Origin of the sequence: Gracilimonas sp., from assembly GCF_035704785.1 — a bacterium.
In the GTDB taxonomy this organism is placed as follows: Bacteria; Bacteroidota; Rhodothermia; order Balneolales; family Balneolaceae; genus Gracilimonas.
The window spans coordinates 1-7146 of record NZ_DASSWP010000025.1 but is presented as its reverse complement, the minus strand read 5'-3'; the positions used below and the strand labels follow the sequence as shown (position 1 = coordinate 7146).

Annotated in this window: 16 protein-coding genes and 1 pseudogene; all 17 read right to left on the bottom strand. The window is 41.5% G+C overall.

Going from position 1 to position 7146, the window contains the following annotated elements; all coding sequences use genetic code 11:
* The coding region (gene rpsH, locus VFM80_RS01255) for a 30S ribosomal protein S8 (protein ID WP_395068750.1) at positions 1–245 on the bottom strand (245 nt) is incomplete at its 3' end.
* A 17-nt stretch (positions 246–262) separates the two neighbouring features.
* Positions 263–532, bottom strand: a complete 270-nt coding sequence (gene rpsN, locus VFM80_RS01250) for a 30S ribosomal protein S14 (protein ID WP_142456346.1) — start codon at positions 530–532, stop codon at positions 263–265.
* Between the two features lie 12 nt (positions 533–544).
* Positions 545–1096, bottom strand: coding sequence for a 50S ribosomal protein L5 (gene rplE, locus VFM80_RS01245; protein WP_395068748.1), 552 nt, complete (start codon positions 1094–1096; stop codon positions 545–547).
* Between the two features lie 15 nt (positions 1097–1111).
* A complete protein-coding gene (gene rplX, locus VFM80_RS01240; protein WP_395068746.1) occupies positions 1112–1465 on the bottom strand; it encodes a 50S ribosomal protein L24 in 354 nt (117 codons plus the stop codon).
* Positions 1466–1480: 15 nt separating this feature from the next.
* Positions 1481–1849, bottom strand: a complete 369-nt coding sequence (gene rplN / locus VFM80_RS01235) for a 50S ribosomal protein L14 (RefSeq protein ID WP_395068744.1) — start codon at positions 1847–1849, stop codon at positions 1481–1483.
* Between the two features lie 24 nt (positions 1850–1873).
* Positions 1874–2137 carry a 30S ribosomal protein S17 gene (gene rpsQ, locus VFM80_RS01230; RefSeq protein WP_395068743.1) on the bottom strand — a complete coding sequence of 88 codons (264 nt, stop codon included), beginning with the start codon at positions 2135–2137 and terminating at the stop codon, positions 1874–1876.
* 18 nt (positions 2138–2155) lie between these two features.
* Entirely contained in the window at positions 2156–2353 is a 198-nt protein-coding gene (gene rpmC / locus VFM80_RS01225; RefSeq protein WP_395068741.1) for a 50S ribosomal protein L29, read from the bottom strand.
* 1 nt (position 2354) lies between these two features.
* Entirely contained in the window at positions 2355–2777 is a 423-nt protein-coding gene (gene rplP, locus VFM80_RS01220; protein ID WP_395068739.1) for a 50S ribosomal protein L16, read from the bottom strand.
* 9 nt (positions 2778–2786) lie between these two features.
* A complete protein-coding gene (rpsC, locus tag VFM80_RS01215; RefSeq protein WP_395068737.1) occupies positions 2787–3548 on the bottom strand; it encodes a 30S ribosomal protein S3 in 762 nt (253 codons plus the stop codon).
* A gap of 12 nt (positions 3549–3560) precedes the next feature.
* Positions 3561–3938, bottom strand: a complete 378-nt coding sequence (gene rplV, locus VFM80_RS01210) for a 50S ribosomal protein L22 (protein ID WP_395068735.1) — start codon at positions 3936–3938, stop codon at positions 3561–3563.
* Positions 3939–3955: 17 nt separating this feature from the next.
* On the bottom strand, positions 3956–4228 hold the full coding sequence (rpsS, locus tag VFM80_RS01205) for a 30S ribosomal protein S19 (protein WP_395068733.1): 273 nt from the start codon (positions 4226–4228) through the stop codon (positions 3956–3958).
* Positions 4229–4239: 11 nt separating this feature from the next.
* Entirely contained in the window at positions 4240–5073 is an 834-nt protein-coding gene (gene rplB, locus VFM80_RS01200; protein WP_395068731.1) for a 50S ribosomal protein L2, read from the bottom strand.
* 13 nt (positions 5074–5086) lie between these two features.
* Complete coding sequence (gene rplW, locus VFM80_RS01195) at positions 5087–5374, bottom strand: 50S ribosomal protein L23 (protein WP_395068730.1); 288 nt, start codon at positions 5372–5374, stop codon at positions 5087–5089.
* Positions 5371–6021, bottom strand: a complete 651-nt coding sequence (rplD, locus tag VFM80_RS01190) for a 50S ribosomal protein L4 (protein WP_395068728.1) — start codon at positions 6019–6021, stop codon at positions 5371–5373. The genes rplW and rplD overlap by 4 nt, the downstream gene beginning before the upstream one ends.
* Before the next feature lie 2 nt (positions 6022–6023).
* The gene (rplC, locus tag VFM80_RS01185) at positions 6024–6665 is read right to left on the bottom strand and encodes a 50S ribosomal protein L3 (protein ID WP_395068726.1); all 642 of its coding nucleotides are present in this window, start codon (positions 6663–6665) and stop codon (positions 6024–6026) included.
* Positions 6666–6682: 17 nt separating this feature from the next.
* Positions 6683–6994 carry a 30S ribosomal protein S10 gene (gene rpsJ, locus VFM80_RS01180; protein WP_018128596.1) on the bottom strand — a complete coding sequence of 104 codons (312 nt, stop codon included), beginning with the start codon at positions 6992–6994 and terminating at the stop codon, positions 6683–6685.
* A gap of 10 nt (positions 6995–7004) precedes the next feature.
* A pseudogene (tuf, locus tag VFM80_RS01175) lies at positions 7005–7146 on the bottom strand (elongation factor Tu); the annotation flags it as partial.

The window sequence follows — 7146 nt, the reverse complement described above, 5'->3', positions numbered from 1 at the left end:
CCGGGTTTTGAAAGTCTTTTCATGCTACGGATCACAGGATGTCCATATGAATCATATTTCAGAAACAAGCGGATGATACCCTGCTTACCGTCTTCAATGTCAATGTATTTCGAGATATACCCTTTATCTGCCAAAATCTTAGTCATGGCTCGCTTCAGTTTAGAAGCGGGGATATCTACTCTTCGATGCCCTGCTTGTTGGGCATTTCTAATTCGTGTTAAATAATCTGCAATAGGATCTGTCATCGATTCCTTAGTTAAATTTACCAGCTTGCTTTTCGTACACCTGGAATCTTACCTGCGAGGGCAAGTTCACGAAATTTAATTCGCGAAATTCCATATTTACCTACATAACCACGGCTTCTGCCAGTGATATTACAACGATTGCGAACCCGGGTCGGGCTTGCATCACGAGGTAATTTCTGAAGGCCTTCATAATCGCCCGCTTCTTTGAGCTTGCGACGCTTTTCGGCGTACTTTTCTACAGTTTCTTTTCGTTTTTTGTTACGTGCTATCCAAGCTTTCTTAGCCATAATAGAATATCCTTAGTTTCTTGTTTGAAATGGCATTCCAAAGTGCTTAAGCAGGGCATAAGCTTCTTCATCAGTTTCAGCAGAAGTTACAAAAGTAATATCCATACCGTGTACTTTTGAAACTTTATCTGTATCTATTTCCGGAAAAATAGTGTGTTCTTTAATACCCATGGTATAATTTCCACGGCCATCAAAACTTTTATCCGGTACTCCCTGGAAATCGCGTGTTCTTGGCAAAGCCAAGTTTACAAGACGATCAAGGAATTCGAACATAATGCGCTGTCGAAGGGTAACTTTACAGCCAATTGGCATTCCTTCTCTTAGCTTAAAGTTCGAAATAGACTTCTTAGCCTTTGTAGTAACCGGTTGTTGTCCAGTTATCGCAGCGACGTTATCTACAACCGTATCTAATACTTTCTTATCGGTTATAGCATCACCTACGCCTACGTTAATTACGATTTTCTTAAGTTTGGGTATGGCCATCGGGTTTTCATACTCAAACTCTTCGCGCAATTTTTCGCGAATTTCATCTTTGTACTGTGTATATAATCTTGCTTCAGCCATTGCTATCTATCTGCGTTATTTATCCAACATTTCGCCACTTGTTTTGGCGTAGCGAACCCAACGGCCTTTGCCGTCTTCTTCAATTCGCTTACGACCAACACGAGTGGGCTCATCAGTAGAAGGATCTATAACCATCACATTAGAAATGTGAACGGCACCTTCTCTTTTCAAGCGACCACCTTGTGGGTTGTCTTGGGTTGGCTTTTCATGATGGGTTTGCATATTAATTCCTTCAACGAGCACACGCTCATTTTTAGGAAAAACCATCAATACACGGCCTCTTTTTCCTTTGTCGTTACCGGCGATCACTAAAACGTCATCGCCTTTTTTAACGTGTAATTTCTTTTGTTTATTGAACCTGCGTGGCATACTCTAATTCCTTTTTTAAAGTACTTCCGGTGCAAGCGACACGATTCTCATGAAGCTTTTTTCACGAAGCTCTCTGGCCACTGGGCCAAAAATACGTGTACCTACCGGTTCTTGATCTTTGTTAATAATTACCGCTGCATTTTCGTCAAAGCGGATGTAACTGCCATCTCGCCTGCGGTATTCTTTTCTTGTACGTACAATAACAGCTTTTACTACTTCGCCTTTTTTGACGTTTCCACCTGGTATTGCAGTTTTTACAGATGCGGATATCAAATCACCTACTCGTGCATATCTGCGTCGGGAATCTCCCAATACTTTAATACACATCAGCTTTCTGGCGCCGCTGTTATCTGCTACATTTAATGTCGTATTCGTTTGAACCATCGCTAATTCCTAATGCTCTATTCGTTACTTAGCTTTCTCGACGACTTCAACCAGTCGCCATGATTTACGCTTTGATAGTGGTCTTGTAGACATAATATGTACTTTGTCACCGATGTTTGCTTCATTGTTCTCATCATGTGCCATGTACTTAGTAGTCTTGGTAATATACTTTCCATAAATGGAATGCTTTACCTGACGATCTACCGCAACCGTTATACTTTTGTCCATACGGTTACTCACCACATGTCCAACTCTTTCTCGTCTTCGGGCTCTTTCTGTTTGTGCCATAGTTTAAATCCTTATTGCTTATTCAGCACTACTTTTTTCTTTAATAATTGTTACCAATCGGGCAACTTCTCTTCGGTGATTTCTTAATCTCGCCGGGTTTTCAAGTTGTCCGGTAACCGATTTTGTAAAACGAAGATTTTGTAGTGCACTACGCTCATCATTCAAGCGAGCTTCTAGTTCAGTAAGTGTTAAATCTCTTAATTCGTGCGCTTTCATCTTATCCTCCTTGGTAGTCTCTGCGAACTACAAACTTGGTTTTAATAGGTAGTTTATGAGCAGCACGTCTCAGAGCTTCCTTTGCTCTTTCTTCATTTACACCGGCGATTTCAAATAAAATACGTCCGGGTTTTACAACCGCTATCCAGTGATCCAAAGCACCTTTACCTTTACCCATTCGGGTTTCTGCAGGCTTACTTGTCATTGGCCGGTCAGGAAAAATTCTGATGAATGTTTGACCGTCACGTTGCAATGAACGTGCAATAGCAATACGGCAGGCTTCAATTTGGCGTGAAGTAATGAACTTAGGCTCCATTGCTTTCAGTCCAAAATCACCAAAGTTAATAACGTGGCCGCGTGTAGCGTTACCTTTAAGTTTGTCGCGATGGACACGGCGTCTCTGAACTCGTTTTGGTTCTAACATCGTTTCTTATTAACTGTTTTTATTAGATCGATTTCTGTTTCTGCTTCGGCGACGACTTCTTCTGTCCTTATCATCTCCGCCTCTTCTGTTTCCACGGCCGGAATCTGAATCTCTTCCTGTTTGTGTTCCAGGAGTTAAGTCAACATCACCAATAATTTCACCTTTATAAATCCAAACTGTTACTCCAATTGAGCCATAAATGGTATTTGAAGTAGAAGTTGAATAATCAATATCTGCTCTAAGTGTATGCAGCGGAACACGGCCTTCTTTATACTGCTCAGTTCTGGCCATTTCTGCACCGCCAAGTCGTCCGGCACATCGAACTTTAATACCTTCTGCACCCATTCGCATTGCAGATGAAATAGCTGTTTTCATCGCTCTACGAAATGATACACGAGCTTGTAACTGTTGCGCAATATTTTGAGCAACTAAGCTGGCATCAAGCTCAGGTCGTTTGATTTCGCTAACGTTGATCTGAACTTCTTTGCTGGTAATTTTCTTAAGCTCTTCTCGAAGAAGTTCGATCTGCTCTCCGCCTTTACCGATAATAACACCGGGCCGGCTTGTTCTAAGCGTTAGCAAAATACGCTTTGGAGTACGTTCAATAATTACGTTAGAAAGACCACCGTTACGAAGTCTTGTATGCAAATATTCGCGAAGCTTTTCATCTTCAATGATAAGGGCCGGCTGATTTTCTTCAGAAAACCAGTTGGAATCCCATCCGCGAATAATGCCTAATCTAAAACCAGTTGGATTTGTTTTTTGTCCCAAGGTATTGTTCGTTTATTCGTTTACACTTTCTTGATCGCGCTTAGCCACTTTTACAGTGATATGGCATGAGCGTTTGTTGATTCGATGAGCTCTTCCCATCGGTGCTGGCTGAATTCTCTTCAGTGTCACACCTTCATCAACATAAATTTCCTTAATAAAAAGGTCTTCGCTGTCAAATCGCTCTTCCTGAAATTTGTCTCTCAAATTTGCAGCCGCTGATTTGATCACTTTGATCACATCTTCTGAAGATGCTTTCTTAGTAAATTCAAGTCGTTTAATAGCTTTTTCTACTGACATGCCACGTACTGCATCCGCTACAAGGCGAACTTTTCGAGGAGCTTTCCTCAAATGCTTTTGTACTGCACGTGCTTCTAATACTGGAGTATCCATCACTTATTTCCGATTAATTATTTAGCTGCTTTCTTCAATGGATGACCACGGAATGTCCGAGTAGGTGCAAATTCACCTAACTTATGGCCTACCATATTTTCAGTTATAAACACAGGGATAAATTGTTTACCGTTGTGTACTGCAAGTGTCAATCCCATAAAATCAGGAGTGATCATCGAACTTCGTGACCAGGTTTTGATCACTTTCTTGCTTCCACTTTCTTGAACTTCATCGATTTTACGCTGAAGCTTGTAGTAAACAAAAGGCCCTTTTTTCAGTGAGCGTGGCATACGTTACTTAATTATTTTTTCTTGGTTTTTCTTCTTCTGACGATGTATTTGGAAGACAACTTGTTACGGTTTCTTGTCTTCTTACCTTTCGCGGATTGTCCCCAAGGTGAACGTGGGTGACCTCCGGATGCCTTACCTTCTCCACCACCCATGGGGTGATCAACAGGGTTCATGGCAACACCACGGGTTTGTGGTCTTCTTCCTTTCCATCTGCTTCTACCGGCTTTTGCGATCGTGGTATTCATGTGGTCAGGATTACTTGTTTCCCCAACCGTTGCATAGCAAGATCCAAGAATCATTCTAACCTCACCTGAGGGAAGTTTGATACTAACATATTTTTCTTGCTTACCAAGCAGCTGTGCTCCGGTACCTGCACTGCGGCAAAGTGTTCCACCCTGTCCCGGGTTTAACTCAATATTGTGAATGAACGTACCTGGAGGCATTTTCATCATTGGGAGTGCATTACCTAAATCAGGTGCAGCATTTTCTCCGGATATTATAGTGTCTCCAACTTTCAATTTGTTAGGAGCCAATATATATCTTCGCTCTCCATCAGCATAAGCCACCAGTGCTATTCGGGCAGATCTGTTTGGATCATACTCAATAGTTTGAACGGTAGCAGGCACGTCAAATTTATTTCGCTTGAAATCGATCATGCGATAACGTCGCTTATGCCCTCCGCCTCTGTGGCGAGAAGTAATACGTCCGTGTCTGTTACGTCCACCGGTATTATGCTTACCGGCTAATAAAGCTTTTAAAGGCTTATCAGTGGTAATTTCATCGAATACAGGAGCGATCCTGTGTCGAGTTCCGGGTGTAATTGGTTTTAATTTCTTAGTAGGCATTATTCTCTAATCCTTAAATTTCAGCAAAGAAATCAATTTCGCCTTCTTTGACAGTTACAATGGCTTTTTTCCAGACCTTAGTTCGGCCTGCCTGATAACCGCTTCTGGTATATCTTCCCTTTGGTTTAGATGGCATGATAGCGGTATTTACTTTAGCCACTTTTACGCCCGGGTAAGTAGCTTCAACAGCTTTCTTGATCTCGGGCTTGGTCGCGTTTTTAGCAACTTCAAAAGTATATTTTCCTTCTTCTTGAAGTCGACTTAATTTCTCAGTAATAACTGGTTTTACGATAATACTCATGCTGCCGCCTCTTCAGTTTTTCCTTCAACACTATTTTCTAAAACTGCTACTGCGCTTTCCTGAATCAGGATCACATCTGCATTCATGATCTGGTATGTGTTAGGCTTATAACCTTCCAATACCTGAACTTTAGGAATGTTACGGGCAGACTTGTAAATGATGGTGTCTGTCTCGCTTGTTAAAATCAGTACTTTTTTACCTGCAGCCTCAAAAGCAGCCAACATAACAGCTACTTGAGATGTTTTCGGTTCATCAAATGAAAAATCCTGCACAACTATAATACCTTTTGCACTTGCTTTAAGTGACAAGGCTGACTTACGTGCCAGTTGGCGGGTTTTCTTATTCATTTTGAAGCCATAATCACGTGGCTTGGGACCAAATACAGTTCCACCTTTTCTAAGTAAAGGAGACTTTATATCACCACGACGAGCATTACCCGTTCCTTTCTGGCGATACATTTTCTTCGTACTTCCTTTAACTTCAGCACGCTCTTTAGTTTTAGCCGTTCCCTGACGTTTATTTGCCAAGTGGCGTCTAACATCTTCGTATAGAACCACATCATTTGGCTCGATAGCAAAGATTGCGTCGCTGAGTTCAGCTTTTTTGCTGCTTTTTGATCCGTCTATTTTATAAATATCTAATTTCATGACTAATTGATAACAGACGTTTTATTATGAATTTCTACGTAGCCACCTTTTGGCCCCGGAACTGATCCTGTAACTAATATCACATTAGAATCTTCGAGGATCTTAGCAACACTTAAGTTCTTGATCTTAACTCTTTCATTCCCGGACTGACCGGCCATTCGCATTCCTTTGAATACCCTTGATGGATCAGATGCATTACCGATCGCACCAGGTGCCCTCAAGCGATTGTGCTGACCGTGAGTCGCATCACCTACACCAGCAAAATTATGCCGCTTAACTACACCTGTAAATCCGTGACCTTTTGAAACAGCCACTACATCTACAATGTCTCCAATAGTAAATACATCACTGATGTTAAGTTCGTCACCAACACCAAGTCCTTCTGGAATAAAATCCCTAAATTCAACTACCTGGTGTTTAGCAGATACTCCGGCTTTATCAAAGTGACCTTTGACTGCTTTACTTACATTCTTTTCTTTGCGATCAAAAGCAGCAAGTTGTACAGCTGTATAACCATCTGTTTCTTCTGTTTTGATCTGGGTAATAGCACAAGGTTCAATTTCGATAACAGTTACAGGAGTATTCTTTCCTGCGTTATCAAACACGCTTGTCATACCAACTTTTTTTCCTATCAAACCACTCATCGTGTTCTGGTCCTTTTCTAAACTTTAATTTCTACATCTACACCGGAAGGTAATTCCAGCTTCATCAATGCATCAACGGTTTGCGATCCTGTTGAGAGAATATCAATGAGACGCTTATGAGAACGATACTCAAATTGCTCACGTGATTTCTTATCAACAAATACGGATTTGTTCACCGTGATGATGCTTTTACGAGTGGGCAGCGGGATTGGTCCCGATACTACCGCACCAGTAGATTTCACAGTCTGAATAATTTTTTCAGCTGATTTATCGATCAGGTTATGATCGTATGACTTCAATTTAATTCTGATTTTTTGTTGTGTTGCCACGATCAGACCTTTAATCTAAGATTTTAGTTACCACTCCGGCGCCCACAGTACGGCCACCTTCGCGTATCGCAAAGCGTAACCCTTCTTCCATCGCTACCGGCTGGATAAGTTCTACTTCTAACTTCACATTGTCGCCCGGCATTACCATCTCC

What these genes read in the sequence shown, in the direction of transcription:
- rplB (WP_395068731.1), bottom strand. Translation starts at nt 5,073, where the DNA reads ATGCCTACTAAGAAATTAAAACCAATTACACCCGGAACTCGACACAGG.
- rpsN (WP_142456346.1), bottom strand. Translation starts at nt 532, where the DNA reads ATGGCTAAGAAAGCTTGGATAGCACGTAACAAAAAACGAAAAGAAACT.
- rplE (WP_395068748.1), bottom strand. Translation starts at nt 1,096, where the DNA reads ATGGCTGAAGCAAGATTATATACACAGTACAAAGATGAAATTCGCGAA.
- rplN (WP_395068744.1), bottom strand. Translation starts at nt 1,849, where the DNA reads ATGGTTCAAACGAATACGACATTAAATGTAGCAGATAACAGCGGCGCC.
- rpmC (WP_395068741.1), bottom strand. Translation starts at nt 2,353, where the DNA reads ATGAAAGCGCACGAATTAAGAGATTTAACACTTACTGAACTAGAAGCT.
- rplP (WP_395068739.1), bottom strand. Translation starts at nt 2,777, where the DNA reads ATGTTAGAACCAAAACGAGTTCAGAGACGCCGTGTCCATCGCGACAAA.
- rplV (WP_395068735.1), bottom strand. Translation starts at nt 3,938, where the DNA reads ATGGATACTCCAGTATTAGAAGCACGTGCAGTACAAAAGCATTTGAGG.
- rplW (WP_395068730.1), bottom strand. Translation starts at nt 5,374, where the DNA reads ATGAGTATTATCGTAAAACCAGTTATTACTGAGAAATTAAGTCGACTT.
- rplC (WP_395068726.1), bottom strand. Translation starts at nt 6,665, where the DNA reads ATGAGTGGTTTGATAGGAAAAAAAGTTGGTATGACAAGCGTGTTTGAT.
- rpsS (WP_395068733.1), bottom strand. Translation starts at nt 4,228, where the DNA reads ATGCCACGCTCACTGAAAAAAGGGCCTTTTGTTTACTACAAGCTTCAG.
- rplX (WP_395068746.1), bottom strand. Translation starts at nt 1,465, where the DNA reads ATGCCACGCAGGTTCAATAAACAAAAGAAATTACACGTTAAAAAAGGC.
- rplD (WP_395068728.1), bottom strand. Translation starts at nt 6,021, where the DNA reads ATGAAATTAGATATTTATAAAATAGACGGATCAAAAAGCAGCAAAAAA.
- rpsQ (WP_395068743.1), bottom strand. Translation starts at nt 2,137, where the DNA reads ATGGCACAAACAGAAAGAGCCCGAAGACGAGAAAGAGTTGGACATGTG.